Source organism: Rathayibacter caricis DSM 15933 (genome assembly GCF_003044275.1).
GTDB lineage: Bacteria > Actinomycetota > Actinomycetes > Actinomycetales > Microbacteriaceae > Rathayibacter > Rathayibacter caricis.
On sequence record NZ_PZPL01000001.1, the window covers coordinates 2163143 to 2181731 of the forward strand.

The following is an 18589-nucleotide window of genomic DNA, read 5'->3' on the forward strand; positions in this document are numbered from 1 at the left end:
AACGCGGCCTGGGGAGGAGCGTCCGCGTCAGCGGACGGCCGGACGCCGCTGCAGGTACTGCACGTCGACCGAGGCGTCGGTGAAGCCGAGGGAGCGGTAGAGAGCGACCGCCGAGCGGTTCTCGGCCTCCACGTAGAGGTCGGCGGCGGTGCAGCCTCGATCGGCCATGCGGGCGAGCCCGGCGCCGAGCAGAGCGCGACCGAGGCCGCGGCCCGCCTGCTCCGGAGCGATGCCGAGGACGTAGATCTCGCCCGTCGTCGATCCCGGCTCGATCTTCAACCAGTCGTAGCCGGCGAGGGCACCGGAGGAGTCGCGCAGCAGGAGGAAGTCGCCCTCGTCGAACCACGGCTCGGCGCGGCGGGCGGCGAGGTCCTCCTCCGTCAGGCGGCCCTGCTCGGGGTGCGCGGCGAAGACCCGCGCGTTCAGCGCGACCCATTCCGCGGGATCGAGATCGCGTGCGTCGGAGAGCAGGTAGCCCTCGGGGACCGACACCTCGGGAGCGGCGAGCGGCTCGAGCTCGAGGTGGAGGAGGGTGCGCACCGGAGCGAACCCGTGAGAGGCCGCGAGGGCCCGGGCCGCCGGATGGTCGCCGTGCGCCCAGGCGAGGAGACCGGTGCGGCCGCTCGCGAGCACCTGCTCGAGGGTCGCGCGGCCGAACCCGACGCCGCGCCACTCCGGATCCACGACGAACTCGAGCTCGCCCTGCCCCAGGACGGCGGCGGCCACGACCACGTCGGCCCGCAGGCCGATCAGGAGCGTCCGCGAGCCGCTCCGGGCGTCGACGAGGGTCTGGTCGCTGAACGGGGGCTGGTGGTCGAACCAGGTGGCACGACCGATCAGGTGCTCGAGGCCGGCCGACACCGCGGGGTCGGCCAGGTCCTCAACCGAGAGGTTGAGCGACTCGCTCATTGTCCTCTTCGTAGACGTTGAAGCGGTATCCGACGTTGCGGACGGTTCCGATCAGCGACTCGAGATCGCCGAGCTTGGCGCGCAGGCGCCGCACGTGCACGTCGACCGTGCGGGTGCCGCCGAAGTAGTCGTAGCCCCAGACCTCGCTGAGCAGCTGCTCGCGGGTGAAGACCCGCGACGGGTGCGTGGCGAAGAAGCGCAGGAGCTCGAACTCCTTGAAAGTGAGGTCGAGCGGGCGGCCGTGCACCTTCGCCGAGTAGCTGGCCTCGTCGATCACGACGCCGGAGGCCTGGATCCGCGACGCCGACTGCTCCTGGGCGAGGCGCCCGATGACGAGTCGGATCCGGGCGTCGACCTCGGCAGGTCCGGCCGAGTCGAGGATGACGTCGTTCACGCCCCAGTCGGCCGAGACGGCGGTGAGCCCGCCCTCGGTGAGGATCAGGATGAGCGGGACGTTGATCCCCGTCGTCGTCAGGATCTTGCAGAGGGACTTGGCACTGGCCAGGTCCTGACGCGCGTCGACGAAGATCAGATCGCAGCTCGGAGCGTTCACGAGCTGGGCCGGTTCGGCCGGGATCTGCCGCGTCCTGTGGCTGAGGAGCCCCAGAGCGGGCAGCACCTCGGTGCCCCCCGCAGAGGTCAGTATCAACAACTGCGCCACGGATCCTCCAGAAATGGTCTGCGGCAATACTAGCGGCGGGCCGGAAGGGCCGACCGCCTCGGGCATGATTGACGGATGAGCGGGGATCGGATGGGCATCGGCGTCGTGTGGGCGCTCGCTCTCGTCGGCTCCGTCTTCTCACTCGTCGTGGCACCGTCCGGATCGGCGCAGACCTGGCTCGCCCTCACCTTCGGCGGCTGCGTCCTCGCGACCTTCGCGGTCCAGCTGGCCGTGGCGCGCGCCTCCGGCTACCTGCTGCGGGCCATGACGAGCGTGGTCGGAGCGATGCTCGTCGTCGGCGTCGCGAGCGCGATCGCGGCCCTCGCCGGCCGCTGAGCGCCTCCGCTCCGGCGAGTGCCGCCCCACCCGCTCCGACGCCGTGCCGCCGGGTAGGATGGAGCCATGCTTCTCGCCCTCGAACTCTTCTATCTCGGACTGCTCGGGCTCGCCTCCCTCGCGATCGCGTGGGTCTCCGGCGTGGTCGTCTACAAGCTCTACCGCGGCCAGCGCTAGCCGCCGCGACAGAGCCGGAGTGATCTCCCTTCCGTCGGGCCTGCCGCCCGAGCTCGTCCCCCTCTCCTGGCTGCTCGGCGTCTGGGAGGGGTCCGGTGTCGTCGACTACGCCGTCGGCGACGACTCCGTGCAGGCCGAGTTCGGCCACCGCGTCAGCTTCAGCTACGACGGGCTGCCCTACCTCAACTACAGCTCCTACACCTGGCTGGTCGACGACGACCGCGAGATCGGGCACAGCCCGCTGGTGAGCGAGATGGGGTACTGGCGGCTCAGCCGTCCGCTGACCGACGCCGACGCGGGCCCCGCGATGCTCCCCGGGCGCGGCGCCCCCGCGTACCCCGATGCGGAGTCGGTCGAGACGCTCCGCAACGCCGCGGGCGGCTTCGACATCGAGGTCTCGCTCGTGCACCCCGACGGCGTGAGCGAGCTGTACCTCGGCCAGGTCAAGGGGCCGCGCATCGATCTCGCGACCGACGCGGTCATGCGCACCGCCGCCGCGAAGGACTACGCCGCCGCGACGCGCCTCTACGGCCTCGTCGACGAGCACCTGCTGTGGGCGTGGGACATCGCCGCGCTCGGCCAAGGTCTGCGCACGCACGCCTCCGGACGGCTCGCCCGTGTCGACTGATCCCGTCTCGCCGCTGCTGGACCTCCCCGGTGCGGTGGCCACGGTGAGCACCGCCGAGCCCGGAGTGGCCGCGCACTACGGTGAGCCGTTCCGGGAGCAGAGGGCGCTCGCCGCGGGTACCGCGCTCGTCGACCTCTCCGGTCGTGGCGTCGTCACCGTCACCGGACCCGACCGCCTCACCTGGCTCGACTCGCTGACCAGCCAGGCGCTCAGGGGCCTCGCGCCCGGCGACTCGGCCGAGACGCTCCTCCTGGACCCGACCGGCCGCATCGAGCACGTCATCCGCGTGGTCGACGACGGCGAGACCGCTTGGCTCCTGCTCGACCGCGACGAGACCTCCGGCCTCGCCGCCTGGCTCGACCGGATGCGCTTCATGCTCCGCGTCGAGATCGCCGACCGCACGAACGAGTACGCCACGCTGGCGACCCTCGGGGAGGGCCCGGCAGGCGTCCTCGCACTCGAGCTGGCGGGCGAGGACGCCGTCAGCTGGGTCGATCCGTGGACATCCGTCCAGCCCGGGGGCTGGCAGTACGCCCTCGCCGAGCACCCGGCGGCCGACTGGCACGCCCGCGAGACGCTCGTGCCCCGCTCCGTCCTCGAGGTGCTCCCGTCGGAGGCCATCCGGGCCGGAGTCTCGTTCGCGGGCGCCGATGCGCTCGAGGCGCTCCGCATCGCGGCCTGGCGCCCCCGGCACGCGACCGAGGTCGACGAGCGGTCGATCCCGCACGAGCTCGATCTGCTCCGCTCCTCCGTGCACCTCGCCAAGGGTTGCTACCGCGGGCAGGAGACGGTCGCGAAGGTGCACAACCTCGGCCACCCGCCCCGCCGCCTCGTTCTTCTGCAGCTCGACGGCTCCGACTCCGCGCTCCCGTCCCACGGCGACGTCGTCACTGCTCCCAAGGGAGGCGAGGACGTCGAGGTCGGTCTCATCACCTCCAGCGCCTGGCACTACGAGGACGGCCCGATCGCCCTGGCCGTGATCAAGCGCGCCGTCCCGGTCGACCTCGAGCTCACGGTCCTCGCGGGCGAGGTCCGCGTCGCGGCGTCCCAGGAGGTCGTCGTCCCACCCGGAGCCGGTGCGGAGGCGGGAGTGCCCCGCCTGCCCCGGCTCGGGGCGAAGACCAGGTAGGCCACGCCGTGGTGGCCGCAGGACCCGCACGTCGGGATCGGGCGGCCGAGCGGATGCGGGGTCTCGTCCGCGGCGATCGCCTCCGCCCGTCCCGGGGACTGGCGCGCGCGGCGGCGTCGGCTCCCGCCGTGCTGCAGATCGTGCTCGCGGCGATCCTCGCCTACTCCGTGTCGCGGTTCGCGTTCGGGCACCCGGCGCCGGTGCTCTCGCTCACCGTCACCATCTCGAGCCTCGGCATCGCCCGCGACACCCGCCCGAAGCAGGTCGCCGAGACCGCGGCCGGGATGATCCTCGGCATCGCCCTGAGCGAGGTGCTGCTGCTGCTCTGGGGCACCGGGGTCTGGCAGCTCGCCGTGGTGCTGGCCGTCGTCTTCACGGTCGGTCGCGCGCTCTCGCCGTCACCCGGGTTCGCGGTCGCGGCGGGCACTCAGGCGATGCTCGTGATGGTGCTGCCGGCGCCCGACGGTGGAGTGCTCACCCGCAGCCTCGACGGGCTCGTGGGCGGACTGGCCGCTCTGCTGTGCACCGCGATCGTCCCCCGCACGCCGCTCCGGGCGGCGCGGGCGGAGGCGCACCGGCTCGTGGAGGCGCTCGCCGGCACGATCGAGACGCTCGCGGACGCGCTCCGCCGGGGCGACGGCACGGCCTCCGCGGCGGCGCTCGAGCGGATCCGCGGAACGCAGCCCGTCATCGACGGCTGGTCGGCGGCACTCGACTCGGCGATCGGCGTCGCGCGGATCTCGCCCTTCCTCCGGCGGCACCGAGGGGAGCTGGACCGCCAGCGCACGATGCTCGGCGCTCTCGACCTCGCCACCCGGAACCTCCGGATCGTCGCGCGGCGCACCGACTTCCTGGTCGGCGACTCCGCGCCGCGTCCGGCCCTCGCCGACGCGGTGGCCGGCTTCGGTCCGGGGATCGCGCTTCTGGGCAGGTCGGTGGCCGATCCGTCGATGCTCGCCCTGGCGCGACAGGACCTCGTCCTGCTGGCGACGACCCTCGATCCGCAGCGGATGATCCCGGAGGCGCGGCTCGCCGAGAAGACGCTGCTCGTGATCCTGCGCCCCCTGGCGGTCGACCTGCTGACGGCGACCGGGATGGACGCCGCTGCCGCGAGAGCCGCGCTGCCGGAACTCGTCTGACAGCGCGGCTCCGGCTCAGGCGTTGGTCGCGTCCTGCACCTCGCCGACGAGCTCCTCGATGATGTCCTCGAGGAACAGCACGCCGGTGGTGCGCCCGTCGCGGTCGACCACGCGGGCGATGTGGGCACCCGTGCGCCGCAGTGCCGCGAGGGCGTCCTCGAGCTCGTCCCCGCCCGAGACCGCCGCGAGGCGGCGGATCCGCTTGGGCGGCACCGGGACGTCGGGGTCGGCGAGGTCCGAGACGTCCTTGAGGTGGAGGTACCCCGCCGGCAGGCCGTCCGCGCCGGCGAGCAGGTAGCGGGAGTAGCCGTGCACGGCGACGGCGCGGCGGACGTCCGCGGGCGTCGACTCCCAGGGCAGGAGCACCATCTCGGCGAGCGGCACGGCGACGTCCGACACCGTCTTGGTCGTGAACTCGAACGCGGCCGTGACGGTCCCGGAGGCGTCGACCAGCATCCCCTCGCGCGTGGACTGCCGCACGATCGCGGCGACCTCGTCGAGGGTGAACGCGCTGGTCGCCTCGTCCTTCGGCTCGACGCGGACGAGGCGGAGGATGCCGTTGGCGACCGAGTTCAGCGACCAGATCACCGGCCTCACCAGGCGCGACACGAGCACGAGCGGAGGTGCCAGCAGCAGCGCCGCGCGCGTCGGAACCGAGAACGCGAGGTTCTTCGGCACCATCTCGCCGAACACCACGTGCAGGAACGTCACCAGCAGCAGCGCGGCGACGAACGCGATCACGCCGATCGCCTCGGCCGAGAGCGAGGTCAGCCCGAGCGGGATCTCGAGCAGGTGGTGGATCGCCGGCTCCGAGACGTTGAGGATCACGAGGGAGCAGACGGTGATGCCGAGCTGGCTCGTCGCCAGCATCAGCGTCGCGTGCTCCATCGCGTAGAGCGTCGTCTTCGCGGCGCGGCTCCCGGCGTCGGCCTTCGGCTCGATCTGCGAGCGGCGGGCCGAGATGACCGCGAACTCGGCGCCGACGAAGAACGCGTTGACGACGAGGAGGACGACCAGCCAGGCGATCCCGGGCAGGTACTCACTCATGGACGGCTCCTTCGGCGCGCAGGGCGGCGACTCCGGTGGCGGTGCCGCCCTCGGTCTCGGGGGTGAAGCGGACGCGGTCCACTCGGTTCGCGGCGACGCGGTCGACGCGCAGCACGCCGGACTCCAGCGCGACCTCGTCGCCCAGCTCGGGCAGGCGGCCCAGCTGCGACGAGAGGAAGCCGGCGACGGTGTCGTAGTCCTCGCCCTCCGGCACCAGCACTCCGAGCCGCGCCGCGACCTCGTCGGGGCGCAGCTCACCGCCGAAGGTGGCGGAGCGGCCGGTGCGGATCACTCCGGCGCGGGTGCGGTCGTGCTCGTCCTCCAGCTCGCCGACGATCTCCTCGACGAGGTCCTCGAGCGTCACGACGCCGGCGGTTCCGCCGTACTCGTCGACGACCACCGCGATCGCGAGTCCGCTGCCGCGCAGCGGAGCCAGCAGTGCGTCGGCCCGGGCGGTCTCGGGGACGCGCATCGGCGCGACCATGAGCTCCTCGGCGCTCACCCTCCGCCGGCGCTCCGGCTCGAGGGCGAAGGCGTGCTTCACGTGCAGCACTCCGCGGATGTCGTCGGAGTCGCGGCCGAGCACCGGGAAGCGGGAGAAGCCGGTCCGGTTGGCCAGCTGCACGACGTCCTCCGCGCTGCTCTGCAGGGTGACCGAGGCCATCCGCACGCGCGGGGTCATCACGTCGGCGACGCTCCGGCTCGAGAAGAGCAGGGTGCGGTGCAGCAGGTCGGCGTGGTCGCGGTCGAGGGTGCCCTCGAGAGCGGAGCGGCGCACGAGCGAGCCGAGCTCGTCGGCGCTCCGGGCGCCCGACAGCTCCTCCTTGGGCTCGATCCCCATCGCTCGGATCAGCGCGTTCGCCGTGTTGTTGAAGAGGAGGATGACCGGCTTGAAGACCGTCGTGAACGCCACCTGGAACGGCACGACCACGCGCGCGGTGGCCAGCGGGAGGGCCAGGGCGAAGTTCTTGGGCACGAGCTCGCCGATCACCATCGAGAAGACGGTGGCGAGCAGGACGCCGATGACAGCGCCGATGCCGGGGACGATCCCGTCGGGGACGCCGACCGAGCGCAGCGGCTCGGCGAGCAGCGACGAGATGGCGGGCTCGAACGTGTAGCCGGTGAGCAGCGTGGTGAGCGTGATGCCCAGCTGCGCGCCGGAGAGGTGGGTGGAGGTGATCCGCAGGGCGGAGATCGTGGGGTCGAGGCGCTTCTCGCCGCGGGCACGGCGCTCCTCGAGCTCGTTGCGGTCGAGATTGACCAGCGCGAACTCCGAGGCGACGAAGAGTCCGGTGCCGACGGTCAGGAGGAGGCCGATGACGATGCCGAGCCACTCAGGCACGCGCGTCACCGCCGATCAGAGGGGCGGGGGCGGTGGCGCGCACCGGTTCGTGAGCGGGCGCGTCTGAGGGAGGGTCGTCCATGAGGAGGAACGGTACCGTCCGCACATCTGAGAATGCTCACAGGACCCGGATGGCCCGTGCGCGCCTCGACCCGTCTCTCCGATCAGCGGAGTGACGGGGTCGCGACCGCGGGCGCCACCGCCTCCCACGCGACGGTCACCTCCCCGAGCCGCCAGCGCCGCGGCCCGCCGAGGATCGGCCAGTCCTCCTGCAGCGCGCGGACCGAGGCGATCCAGCGCTGACCGGGACCGTGGACGGCCAGCGGAGCGTTCACCGTCCACGCGCGCTCGAGTGCGAGCAGGAACGCGTGGACGCGCTCGCCGGGGACGTTGCGGTGGATCAGCGCTTTGGGCAGTCGCTCCGCAGCGATCATCGGCGACGGGATCGCGCCGAGCCGGAGGGAGAGGGTCAGCGAGCGCGGCCCGTCCGCCCCGATCTCGATCCAGGTGCAGATCCTGCCGATCTCGTCGCAGGTCCCCTCGATGAGGACCCCGTCCGGCTCCAGTCGATCGGTCATGATGCGCCAGGCTCCGGCGACCGCGTCCTCGTCGTACTGGCGCAGCACGTTGAACGCCCGGATCACGCTCGCGCGCCGACCGCGGGGGAGGGGGATCTCGAAGCCGCCGCGCTCGAACGTCACGCGCGCATCCGCGGGGAAGGCGGTCCCGCCTCCCCGGACCACCTCGAGCTGCTGCCGCGCCGTGGCCACGCGGGCCGGCTCGATCTCGAATCCGACGACCTCGACGTCGGGAACGGTCCGCACCAGCCGCCGGTGCAGCTCGAGTGTGGTGACCGCGCTCGCTCCGAACCCGAGGTCGACAACGAGGGGCCGGTCGGAGGAGCGCAGGACCGGCAGCTCGGACAGGTACCGGTCGACGCGGCGGAGGCGGTTCGTGCCCGTCGTCCCGCGGGTGACGGCTCCGATCGGCATGGGGATCAGCGTATCCGCGGGCGAGGGGGCCGCCTCTAAGCTGGACGCATGTCCGAGACCTACACTCTCATCCTCGTGCGCCACGGCAACAGCGAGTGGAACCAGAAGAACCTGTTCACCGGCTGGGTCGACGTGCGGCTCACCGAGCAGGGCGTCGCGGAGGCGACCCGCGCCGGCGAGCTCCTGACCGAGGCGGGGCTGCACCCCGACGTCGTCTACACGTCGCGTCAGACCCGAGCCATCCAGACCGCGAACATCGCGCTCGAGGTGGCCGACCGCCTCTGGATCGACGTCAAGCGCTCCTGGCGCCTGAACGAGCGCCACTACGGGGCACTGCAGGGCAAGGACAAGGCGCAGACCCTCGCCGAGTACGGCCCCGAGCAGTTCCAGACCTGGCGCCGCTCCTTCGACGTGCCGCCGCCCCCGCTCGACGACGACGACCAGTACTCGCAGGCGCACGACGAGCGCTACGCCGACCTCGGCGACGCCCTGCCGCGCACCGAGTCGCTGAAGCTCGTGATCGAGCGGATGCTCCCGTACTGGGAGTCGGACATCAAGCCGGATCTCGCCTCGGGCAAGACCGTCATGATCACCGCGCACGGCAACTCGCTCCGCGCCCTCGTCAAGACGCTGGACGGCATCTCGGACTCGGACATCGCGGAGCTCAACATCCCGACCGGCATCCCGCTCGTCTACAAGCTCGATGAGAACTTCGAGCCGATCGGCCCCGCCGAGTACCTCGACCCGGAGGCCGCCGCCGCCGGTGCCGCGGCCGTCGCCGCCCAGGGCGCCAAGAAGTAGGTCCCGCCACCGCGGAGGGCCCGCCGGATCCCCGATCCGCGCGGGCCTTCCGCGTCTCCGGACGCACCTCCGGCTCGCTGAATCGCGCTCGGCTCGCAGGAACGGCGACGTCTCGCGAGCCGAGCCGGTTCTCGCGAGCCGGAGGTCATCCGGGACCTGCGCTCAGCGCCCGCGCTCGGATCACGGGGATCTCGATTCGCGCGCTCCGCGCGCTACTCGATCAGCAGAGGAGACGGCAGTCAGCGCGACTCGCTGAGCGGAAGACGAGCGAGTATCCGTCCCCCGAATCGGCTCGGACGGAATCCCTGGTTCAACCGTGCAGACCGGCCGACCCCCTTAAAGGCGAACGGCCGAATCGCGTGCGAGCGATTCGGCCTAGCCGAACGCGGGACGCTCCTCGGAACGAAACCATCCCGGAAAGCCGACCGCGGCGAGGATCGCGCCGTGCGCGATCCGAGCACTCAGGCGTAATCGCCTGAGATCAAGTACTGCACCTTCTTGGCGATCGAGACCGCGTGGTCGGCGAAGCGCTCGTGGTAGCGGCTGGCGAGGGTGGCGTCGACGGTGTCGGCCGCCTGCCCCTTCCACGCCTCGCTGAGCACCTTGTCGAAGACGCTGACGTGCAGTTCGTCGATCTTGTCGTCCTCGTCGCGGATCTCCTCGGCGATGCGGGGGTCCTGCGAGCGGAGCAGCTCCGTCAGCTTGTGGGCGACGACGACGTCCAGCCGGCCCATCTCGACGAAGGTCGGGCGCAGGCTCTTGGGCACGACCTTGTCGGGGAAGCGGTACCGCGACAGCTGCGCGATGTGCTCGGCGATGTCGCCCATCCGCTCGAGCGAGGCGCTGATCCGCAGGGCGGACACCACGATCCGCAGGTCGCGGGCGACCGGGTTCTGGCGGGCGAGGATGTCGATCGCGAGCTCGTCGAGGCTGATGGCCAGCTCGTCGATGCGGGCATCGCTCGCGATCACCTCCTCGGCGAGCGTGACATCGGAGTGGTTGAACGCCTGAGTCGCCTTCTCGATCGCGATCTCGACGAGTCCGGAGATCTCGACGAGGCGATCCTGGACCTCGGCCAGCTCCTGCTGGAATACTTCGCGCATCTTGTGATCGACCCTCTCTGCGGCACGCACGGCGAACGGTGCCGGGTATGCGTCGCGCACCACGCGCGACGCAGCACCTGTTCCTCGACGGCGCAGGCGCAGCAATGATGACCACGGCAGGTTAACGAACGGTGCCGCGGGTTTGAACAGTACTCGACCTGCTGTCCGTCGTCCGGCATCCGGTAGGGAGACGGCCGGTGGATGGTTAGCCTGGGTCCGTGGATTCGGGTGTGTTCGTGATTCTGGCGCTCGTCCTCGGCGTGGCGATCGGTGTCCTTCTGACGACCGTCTTCACCCTCGCGGCACGGCAGGGGCGCATCGCGGCCGAGGTCGTCTCCGTCACCCTCCCGGAGGGGATCGACGCGATCATCGACGCCGTCGGCGCGCCCGCGTTCGTGACGGATCCGTCGCACAACGTCCTCAAGGCGTCGACCCGCGCGATCGCCCTCGGTCTCGTGTCGCAGGACACGCTCCTCCACCCCGATCTGGTCGCGATCGTCGACCGGGTGCGCCGTTTCGGCGACGACATCGAGCAGGACCTCGAGCTGGCCACGAGCCCGCTCTCGGACCAGGCCGTCACCCTCGTCGTGCACGCGACCCGCCTGGGCTCCCGCTATGTGCTCGTGCTCGCCGAGGACCACACGGAGGCGCGCCGGCTCGAGGCCGTGCGCCGCGACTTCGTCGCCAACATCTCGCACGAGCTGAAGACCCCGATCGGAGCGGTGGGCCTGCTCGCGGAGGCGCTCGACTCCGCCGCCGACGACCCGACGCAGGTGCGGCGCTTCGCCCGGCGCCTGACGCAGGAGTCGCACCGGCTGGCGAAGATCACCCGCGAGATCATCGAGCTCTCGCGCCTGCAGTCCGCCGATGTCGGCGCGTCCGCCGAGCTGGTCCGCGTCGACGACATCGTCACCTCCGCCCTCGAGACGACCCACGTGCTGGCCGAGTCGCACGACGTCACCCTGGTGAAGGGCGGCATGAAGAAGGCCTACGTCGCCGGGCAGGAGAAGATGCTCGTCTCGGCGCTGCACAACCTGCTCGCCAACGCCATCCAGTACTCCCCGCCCGGCTCGCGCGTCGGCATCGGCGTGCGCTCCACCGGCGGCGTCGTCGAGATCGCCGTCACCGACCAGGGCATCGGGATCCCGGAAGAGGACCTCGACCGGGTCTTCGAGCGCTTCTACCGCGTCGACCAGGCCCGCTCGCGCCACACCGGCGGCACCGGCCTGGGCTTGAGCATCGTCAAGCACGCCGTGCAGAACCACGGCGGCGACGTCCGCGTCTGGTCCAAGCCCGGACGCGGCTCCACCTTCACCATCCGACTCCCCGAAGCAGACCCGGCGAGGACGCCCTTCGCGTCCAGCGCCCCGATAGGAGACACCGCGTGACCAGCATCCTGCTCGTCGAGGACGAGAGCGCCCTCAGCGAACCCCTCAGCTACCTGCTCGAACGCGAGGGCTACGACGTCACCGTCGCCGAGGACGGGCTGCGCGCCGTCACCGCCTTCGACGAGGGCGACTACGACCTGATCCTCCTCGACCTGATGCTCCCCGGCATGCCAGGGACCGAGGTCTGCCGCGAGATCCGCACCCGATCGCAGATCCCCATCATCATGGTGACCGCGAAGGACTCCGAGGTCGACATCGTCGTCGGACTCGAGCTCGGCGCCGACGACTACGTCACCAAGCCCTACTCCACCCGCGAACTGCTCGCCCGGATCCGCGCGGTCCTCCGCCGCCGCACCGAGGACCCGGGAGAGGAGCGCATCGTCACCGCCGGCCCCGTCCGCATGGACATCGAACGGCACACCGTCGAAGTCGACGGAGTCGAGACTCCCATGCCCCTCAAGGAGTTCGAACTCCTCGAGATGCTCCTCCGCAACGCCGGCCGCGTCCTCACCCGCGGCCAGCTCATCGACCGCGTCTGGGGCAGCGACTACTTCGGCGACACCAAGACCCTCGACGTCCACGTGAAGCGCATCCGCTCCAAGATCGAGAAGACGCCGAAGGAGCCGACGCTGCTCGTCACCGTCCGCGGCCTCGGCTACCGCTTCGACTCGTGACGCGGGGCCTGGCGGGGCCATCTGCGGCGTTGTCGTCGGTCGCGATACCGCCGGTATCGCTCCCTCCTCCGCCTTGCAGCTGACCCCACCAGGCCCCGCGGTGAACTTCAGAAGTAGGGCCGTCGCTGCGCGACGAGCCGGAGTCAGGGCCGTCGCTGCGCGACGAGCTGCTTCGGAGAGGCCGTCGCTGTGCGACGAGCCGCTGTGGGGGCCGTCGCTGCGCGACGAGCTGCTGCGGAGGGGGGTGCCTCCCTTGCTGGTCGAGTAGCCGCGGAGCGGCGTATCGAGACCCACGTCGCCGAGGGAGGCGCATCCGCCGGCGCGGGTAGGCGGAGCCGGATCGAAACGACGACGGGCCGCCCACCGGAGTGGACGGCCCGTCGAAAAGGGGTGCGGGGCTACTCGCCGGCGGGGGGCTCGATCGAGTTGCCGGGCTCGGTGGTGGGGGTGGGGATCGCCGTGAAAGCGGGATCCGGCGTGGGGGTCGACGTCGGGGTGACCGACGGGGCCGGGGTGAGGGTCGAGTAGGACTCGAGGGCGTTCGTCAGGACCGGGACGAGGAGCTCCTTGCCCTCCTCGTCGCCGTACTGGAAGTAGACCGGGAAGAGGCTGCCGGGGACGGTGTCGATGCCGGGCATCGTCACGGACTGGTCCTCGGTCGGGCCGATCCGGTTCGACCCGGGGACGATCGTCACCTGGCCGTCCGTGCGGCCCTCGGCCGACTCGTACTGCACCTCGAGCGTCTCGGTCTCGGCCGAGTCGTTGATCACGGTGACGACGAGGGTCCCCTCCTCGCCGTCGGTCGACACGATGAACGCATTGCGGATGGAGAGATCGCCGACCGTCGCACCGACTCCGTCACTCGGGTCGTAGATGGCCCGCGTCGCCTGGGGAGCGACGAGGTTGCAGCCGGCGGTAGCGAGGGCGACGCCGACCGCGAGAACGACGGATGCAGCGATACGCGCCTTCACAGGTTCCTCCAGATCGTCGGCCCTGCTCGCCCCGGACAGGGCGACTTCACGGTGCACGAGCCGGACACCAGATTAGCGTAGCGACCCCCCGCCGCCGGTCCGACCGAGGGGGTCCTCACCTCCCGACCCCTTTGGTACTCTGTCCGCCGGCGACCGCCGGTGGAAGGACGTGCCCGATGACCCCCCTCTCCTCGGAGCCCCCCACCGTCGCCGTCGTCGTCGTCGCCGCCGGCAGCGGTACCCGGCTCGGCCGCGAGAGGCCCAAGGCCTATGTGGACTGCGCCGGCCGGACGATCCTGGAGCGCAGCCTCCGCACGGTCCTCACGATCGCCGAGCCCGTCCAGGTCGTCGTGGTCGCCCCCGCCGAGCTCGTCGACGAGACGGTCTCCCTCTGCCGCGCCGCCTCCGGTTCCGACGACGTGGCGGTCACGGCCGGAGGAGCGACCCGGCAGGAGTCGGTCGGCCGCGGTCTGGCGCTCCTCGCCCCCTCCGTCGAGACGGTGCTCGTCCACGACGCCGCGCGCGCCCTCACTCCCGTCGACCAGTTCGAGCGCGTCATCGCGGCGGTCCGGTCGACCGGCGGGGGAGTGGTGCCGGGCCTGCCGGTCACGGACACGATCAAGCGGATCGGATCCGAGGGCGCGATCCTCGAGACGGTCGACCGCGCGCAGCTCGCGGCCGTGCAGACGCCGCAGGGCTTCCCCCGCGCCCTGCTCGACGACGCGTACTCCGCCGCGGGCGCCGAGCACACCGACGACGCGGCGCTCCTCGCGGCGCACGGCCGCGGCTCCGTCGTCGTCGCCGGCGACCCCCTCGCCTTCAAGATCACCACGCCGTGGGACCTGTCGCGGGCGGAGCAGCTGCTCGCGCCGCCCGTGCCCGTCGCCGCTCCGCGGGTCGGCATCGGCACCGATGTGCACGCCTTCGACGACGCGTCGCCCCTCTGGCTCGCCGGACTGCACTGGCCCGGGGAGCGGGGGCTCTCGGGGCACAGCGACGGCGATCCCGTCGCCCACGCGATCTGCGACGCCCTCCTCGCCGCGGCCGGGCTGGGCGACATCGGCTCGCGCTTCGGCACCGCGGACCCGCGCTTCGCCGACGCGCACGGCGAGGTGTTCCTCCGAGCCACGCGCGAGCTCGTCGAGTCGGCGGGCTTCACGATCGGCAACGTCTCGGTGCAGCTGATCGGCAACCGGCCGAAGTTCTCGCCGCGCCGCGACGAGGCGCAGGAGCGGCTGTCGGCGATCCTCGGCGCGCCCGTGAGCGTCGCCGCGACGACCTCCGACGCCCTCGGCTTCACGGGGCGGGGCGAGGGAGTGGCGGCGACGGCGACCGCGCTCGTGCTCCCGACCGCGTCCTCGCGCTGATCCCGCCGCCCGGCCGCGGGCGACTCGCCCGGTAAACTCGCCCCGTGACTCTGCGACTGCATGACTCGAAGGCCCAGGCCCTCGTCGATTTCGTCCCCCTCCGCGCGAACGAGGTCGGGATGTACGTCTGCGGACCCACCGTGCAGTCCTCCCCGCACATCGGGCACCTGCGCTCCGCCCTCGTCTACGACCAGCTGCGGCGCTGGCTCCGCTACCGCGGGTTCCACGTCACCCTGGTGCGCAACGTCACCGACATCGACGACAAGATCCTCGCGATCGCCGAGGAGTCGCGACGAGCGGCCCCCGAGGGCGAGCCCTCCGAGCAGTGGTGGGCGCTGGCCTACCGCGTCGAGCTCGAGTTCACCGCCGCCTACAACGCCCTCGGCATCCTGCCGCCCACCTACGAGCCGCGGGCGACGGCGAGCATCGCCGAGATGATCGCTCTGGTGGAGCGCCTGATCGAGCTCGGTCACGCCTACCCCGCGCCCGACGAGTCCGGCGACGTCTACTTCGACACCCGCTCCTGGCCCGACTACGGCGCCCTCACGCACCAGCGCCTCGAGAGCATGGAGGCGGCGACCGACGCCGACCCGCGCGGCAAGCGCGATCCGCACGACTTCGCCCTGTGGAAGGGCGTCAAGCCCGAGGAGCCGGAGTCGGCGTCGTGGGCGTCCCCGTGGGGCCCGGGGCGTCCGGGCTGGCACATCGAGTGCTCGGCGATGTCGACGAAGTACCTCGGCACGCAGTTCGACATCCACGGCGGCGGTCTGGATCTCCGGTTCCCGCACCACGAGAACGAGCTCGCGCAGTCCAGCGCCGCGGGGCACGCCTTCGCCTCCTACTGGCTGCACAACGGGCTGGTCTCGGTGACGGGGCAGAAGATGAGCAAGTCGCTCGGCAACTCCGTCTTCGCGTCCGAGCTGCTCGACGCGGCTCGGCCCCTCGTCGTCCGCTACTACCTCGGATCCGCGCACTACCGCTCCACCCTCGAGTTCCACGACGGTGCGCTCGATGAGGCCGAGGCCGCGCTCGAGCGGATCGAGGGCTTCCTCGACCGGTCACGCCGTCGCCTCGAGGGCACCCGCTTCGCCTCCGTCGGCGAGCCCCTCGTCCCGGACGAGTTCGCCGAGGCGATGGACGACGACCTCTCCGTCCCGCAGGCCGTCGGCGTTCTGCACGAGACCGTCCGGGCCGGCAACGCCGCCCTCGACGCCGAGGATCTGGGCACCGTCGCAGCGCTGCGCACGCAGGTCCTCGCCATGGCGTCGGTGCTCGGCATCGACCCGGAGGCGCCCGAGTGGGCGCGCTCCGACGACGAGCCCTCCTACCGGGCCCTCAGCGTCCTCGTCGACCGTCTGGTCCTCGAGCGCCAGTCCGCGCGGGAGCAGCGCGACTGGGCGGCCGCCGACCGCATCCGAACCGATCTCGCCGCGGCGGGAATCACGATCGAAGACACCCAGACGGGTGCGCATTGGAGTCTCGATGGCGAATAAGCCCGGCCGCCCAGGAGCGGTCCGCAAGAAGAGCAAGGGCAAGGCCGTCGGTTCCGGCGGTCAGGGCCGTCAGGCCCTCGAGGGCAAGAAGCCCACGCCGAAGGCCGAGGATCGGCCGTACCACCCCGCAGGCAAGGCGAAGGCGGCGCGCGAGCGCTTCGTCGCCGCAGGCGGGAAGGGACGTCCCGGCAGCACGCTGTCGGCAGCCGCGCGCGGAGGATCGGGTCGGCCCGCTCCGTCGCGCAAGCCCAAGAGCGCGGACGAGTCCGAGATGGTGACCGGGCGCAACTCCGTCCTCGAGGCGCTGCGGGCCAGGATCCCCGCGACGACCCTCTACGTGGCGACGCGCATCGAGATGGACGAGCGGGTCAAGGAGGCGCTGAAGCTCGCCACCGCGCGCGGCCTGCCCGTCCTCGAGATCATGCGTCCCGAGCTCGACCGCCTCGCCGGCCCCGACTCGGTGCACCAGGGCCTCGTCCTCAAGGTGCCGCCGTACGAGTACGCCCACCCGAGCGACCTGCTGCAGCGCAGCATCTCGCGCGCGCAGACGCCGCTCTTCGTCGCGCTCGACGGCATCACCGACCCGCGCAACCTCGGCGCGATCATCCGCTCCGTCGCCGCGTTCGGCGGCCAGGGCGTCATCGTGCCGCAGCGCCGCTCGGTCGGGCTCAACTCGGCCGCGTGGAAGACCTCGGCCGGAGCCGCCGCGCGCGTCCCCGTCGCGATGGCGTCGAACCTGACCGCGATGATCAAGGACTTCAAGCGCGACGGCGTCTTCGTCATCGGCCTCGACGGCGGCGGCGACACGATGCTGCCGGGCCTCGAGCTCGCCGACCGGCCGCTCCTCGTGCTCGTCGGCAGCGAGGGCAAGGGCCTGTCCCGGCTCGTCACCGAGCAGTGCGACGCGATCGTCTCGATCCCGATCAGCTCGGCAGCCGAGTCGCTGAACGCCGGCATCGCGGCGTCGGTCGCGCTCTACGAGATCTCCAAGCTCCGGGCGTCACAGAAGTAGAAGCGTACGAATGACGAAGGGCCCGTGCGGAGCGATCCGCACGGGCCCTTCGTCGATCCGGGTCAGACGTTCTTGGTCCAGTCGACGTCGGCGTCCTCGTCGGTCAGCTCGGCGTCGCCCGCCTCGTCGATGACGAGGTTGGGCAGCGTCAGCGCCTCGGTCGGCGGGGCGATGATCGTCGCCTCGTCGCGGCGGTGGCGGAGGATGTCGTTCACATAGGCCGTGACCGCCTCGGCGAGGGGGACGTCGCGCGCCTGCTGCTGCGACATGAACCAGCGGTGCTCGAGGAGCTGGTGGAACATCTCGGCCGGCTCCAGGCGCCCCTTGAGGTCGCGCGGGATCGAGCGGATGACCGGCTCGAACACCTGCGCCAGCCACTCGTGCGCGACCATCTCCTCGTCCAGGCCCTGTTTGCCGTAGGTCGCGGTGTACGAGTCGAGGTCGTTCAGGAGCCGTCGCGCCTGGTTCTCCTGGGCGTCGAGCCCGGTCAGGCGGAGGAGGCGGCGCTGGTGGTGACCGGCGTCGACGACCTTCGGCTGGATCCGCACGGTCGATCCGGCGTCGTCGGTCTTGATCGCCAGCTCCTCGATGTCGAAGCCGAGGTCGTTCAGGCGGTTCACCCGGTCGTTGATGCGCCAGCGCTCGGAGGTGGCGAACGACTCGACGCCGGTCAGCTCCTTCCAGAGGCTGCGGTACGCCGCGACGATCCCGTCCGACACCGTGATCGGATCGAGGTCCTCGTCGACGCGCCCACCGGCCTCGAGGTCGAGGAGCTCGCCGGCGATGTTGACGCGCGCGATCTCGAGGTCGTTCTCGCGCTGGCCGTTCGACAGCCCGCCCGAGTAGAGCTGACCGGTCTCGGCGTCGACCAGGTAGGCGGCGAACGCGCCGGCGTCGCGGCGGAAGAGCGTGTTCGAGAGTGATACGTCGCCCCAGAAGAAGCCGATGACGTGCAGCCGGACGAGCAGGAGCGCCAGGGCGTCGACGAGGCGGGTCGCCGTGTCGGGCCGCAGCGTCTGCGAGAAGAGGGCGCGGTAGGGCAGCGAGAACTTGAGGTGGCGCGTCACCAGCACGGCGGGCAGCTCGCCGCCCTCGTCGTCGGTGCGGTTCGCGATGACGGCGCCGGGCACGACGCAGGGGACGTCGAGGCGCTGCAGCGTCTTGAGCATCTCGTACTCGCGGCGCGCCATCTCGGCGGTGGTCTCCTTGACGGCGACCACGTGTCCCGAGAGGTGGGCGAAGCGCACCGTGTGACGCGAGATGCCCTTGGGCAGCGCGGCGATGTACTCGTCGGGCCAGTCGTTCAGGCGCAGGTTCCACGGGAGGTCGAGGAGGGCCGGGTCGACGGTGGCGGAGGTGATGTTCAGGGATCCGGACATGGAGCGCCGTTCGTGTCGGAGTCGGGCGGGGGAGGAGCGCT

At 71.7% G+C, this 18589-nt stretch carries 18 protein-coding genes; 10 read left to right on the forward strand and 8 right to left on the reverse strand.

Annotated features, from left to right (window positions below; all coding sequences use genetic code 11):
• Nucleotides 1-27: 27 nt before the first annotated feature.
• Both mshD and C1I63_RS10065 read right to left on the reverse strand, forming a co-directional pair.
• A complete protein-coding gene (gene mshD, locus C1I63_RS10060) occupies nucleotides 28-909 on the reverse strand; it encodes a mycothiol synthase (protein WP_107574679.1) in 882 nt (293 codons plus the stop codon).
• Nucleotides 881-1570, reverse strand: coding sequence for a winged helix-turn-helix domain-containing protein (locus tag C1I63_RS10065; RefSeq protein WP_055787643.1), 690 nt, complete (start codon nucleotides 1568-1570; stop codon nucleotides 881-883). The genes mshD and C1I63_RS10065 overlap by 29 nt, the downstream gene beginning before the upstream one ends.
• 75 nt (nucleotides 1571-1645) lie before the next feature.
• Between C1I63_RS10065 and C1I63_RS10070 the strand changes: the two genes are divergently transcribed.
• From C1I63_RS10070 to C1I63_RS10085, 4 genes are all read left to right on the forward strand, one after another.
• Complete coding sequence (locus tag C1I63_RS10070) at nucleotides 1646-1906, forward strand: hypothetical protein (protein WP_146168431.1); 261 nt, start codon at nucleotides 1646-1648, stop codon at nucleotides 1904-1906.
• 196 nt (nucleotides 1907-2102) lie between these two features.
• Nucleotides 2103-2711, forward strand: coding sequence for a nitrobindin family protein (locus C1I63_RS10075; RefSeq protein WP_107574681.1), 609 nt, complete (start codon nucleotides 2103-2105; stop codon nucleotides 2709-2711).
• On the forward strand, nucleotides 2701-3840 hold the full coding sequence (gene ygfZ, locus C1I63_RS10080; RefSeq protein WP_107574682.1) for a CAF17-like 4Fe-4S cluster assembly/insertion protein YgfZ: 1140 nt from the start codon (nucleotides 2701-2703) through the stop codon (nucleotides 3838-3840). The genes C1I63_RS10075 and ygfZ overlap by 11 nt, the downstream gene beginning before the upstream one ends.
• A gap of 53 nt (nucleotides 3841-3893) precedes the next feature.
• A complete protein-coding gene (locus tag C1I63_RS10085; protein WP_107574683.1) occupies nucleotides 3894-4979 on the forward strand; it encodes an FUSC family protein in 1086 nt (361 codons plus the stop codon).
• A gap of 15 nt (nucleotides 4980-4994) precedes the next feature.
• Here the strand turns inward: C1I63_RS10085 and C1I63_RS10090 are convergent, their stop codons facing one another.
• From C1I63_RS10090 to C1I63_RS10100, 3 genes are all read right to left on the reverse strand, one after another.
• Entirely contained in the window at nucleotides 4995-6026 is a 1032-nt protein-coding gene (locus C1I63_RS10090) for a hemolysin family protein (protein ID WP_107574684.1), read from the reverse strand.
• Nucleotides 6019-7368, reverse strand: a complete 1350-nt coding sequence (locus tag C1I63_RS10095) for a hemolysin family protein (protein WP_082481101.1) — start codon at nucleotides 7366-7368, stop codon at nucleotides 6019-6021. Before C1I63_RS10095 ends, C1I63_RS10090 begins: the two co-directional genes overlap by 8 nt.
• A 164-nt stretch (nucleotides 7369-7532) precedes the next feature.
• Nucleotides 7533-8360 (reverse strand): class I SAM-dependent methyltransferase, encoded by an 828-nt coding sequence (locus C1I63_RS10100; RefSeq protein ID WP_107574685.1) that lies wholly within the window; start codon nucleotides 8358-8360, stop codon nucleotides 7533-7535.
• A gap of 48 nt (nucleotides 8361-8408) precedes the next feature.
• On the opposite strand from C1I63_RS10100, the gene C1I63_RS10105 reads away from it, so the two are divergent.
• A complete protein-coding gene (locus C1I63_RS10105; RefSeq protein ID WP_056866592.1) occupies nucleotides 8409-9161 on the forward strand; it encodes a phosphoglyceromutase in 753 nt (250 codons plus the stop codon).
• Between the two features lie 461 nt (nucleotides 9162-9622).
• Here C1I63_RS10105 and phoU read toward each other — a convergent pair whose 3' ends face one another.
• Complete coding sequence (phoU, locus tag C1I63_RS10110) at nucleotides 9623-10264, reverse strand: phosphate signaling complex protein PhoU (RefSeq protein WP_055787678.1); 642 nt, start codon at nucleotides 10262-10264, stop codon at nucleotides 9623-9625.
• 230 nt (nucleotides 10265-10494) lie between these two features.
• On the opposite strand from phoU, the gene C1I63_RS10115 reads away from it, so the two are divergent.
• Complete coding sequence (locus C1I63_RS10115) at nucleotides 10495-11652, forward strand: sensor histidine kinase (protein ID WP_329958721.1); 1158 nt, start codon at nucleotides 10495-10497, stop codon at nucleotides 11650-11652.
• Nucleotides 11649-12326, forward strand: coding sequence for a response regulator transcription factor (locus C1I63_RS10120; protein WP_055787684.1), 678 nt, complete (start codon nucleotides 11649-11651; stop codon nucleotides 12324-12326). Before C1I63_RS10115 ends, C1I63_RS10120 begins: the two co-directional genes overlap by 4 nt.
• A 398-nt stretch (nucleotides 12327-12724) precedes the next feature.
• On the opposite strand, the gene C1I63_RS10125 is transcribed toward C1I63_RS10120, so the two are convergent.
• A complete protein-coding gene (locus tag C1I63_RS10125; RefSeq protein WP_055787687.1) occupies nucleotides 12725-13297 on the reverse strand; it encodes a hypothetical protein in 573 nt (190 codons plus the stop codon).
• 176 nt (nucleotides 13298-13473) lie between these two features.
• Here C1I63_RS10125 and ispD point away from each other — a divergent pair, with 176 nt between their 5' ends.
• Genes ispD through rlmB form a run of 3 tightly spaced genes read left to right on the forward strand, consistent with a single transcriptional unit; the run spans nucleotide 13474 to nucleotide 17169 of the window.
• Nucleotides 13474-14664, forward strand: a complete 1191-nt coding sequence (gene ispD / locus C1I63_RS10130; protein ID WP_107574686.1) for a 2-C-methyl-D-erythritol 4-phosphate cytidylyltransferase — start codon at nucleotides 13474-13476, stop codon at nucleotides 14662-14664.
• 44 nt (nucleotides 14665-14708) lie between these two features.
• Nucleotides 14709-16157 (forward strand): cysteine--tRNA ligase, encoded by a 1449-nt coding sequence (cysS, locus tag C1I63_RS10135; protein ID WP_055787693.1) that lies wholly within the window; start codon nucleotides 14709-14711, stop codon nucleotides 16155-16157.
• The gene (rlmB, locus tag C1I63_RS10140) at nucleotides 16147-17169 is read left to right on the forward strand and encodes a 23S rRNA (guanosine(2251)-2'-O)-methyltransferase RlmB (protein WP_107574687.1); all 1023 of its coding nucleotides are present in this window, start codon (nucleotides 16147-16149) and stop codon (nucleotides 17167-17169) included. The genes cysS and rlmB overlap by 11 nt, the downstream gene beginning before the upstream one ends.
• A 62-nt stretch (nucleotides 17170-17231) precedes the next feature.
• Here rlmB and C1I63_RS10145 read toward each other — a convergent pair whose 3' ends face one another.
• Nucleotides 17232-18548 carry a DUF4032 domain-containing protein gene (locus C1I63_RS10145; protein ID WP_055787699.1) on the reverse strand — a complete coding sequence of 439 codons (1317 nt, stop codon included), beginning with the start codon at nucleotides 18546-18548 and terminating at the stop codon, nucleotides 17232-17234.
• Nucleotides 18549-18589: the final 41 nt, after the last annotated feature.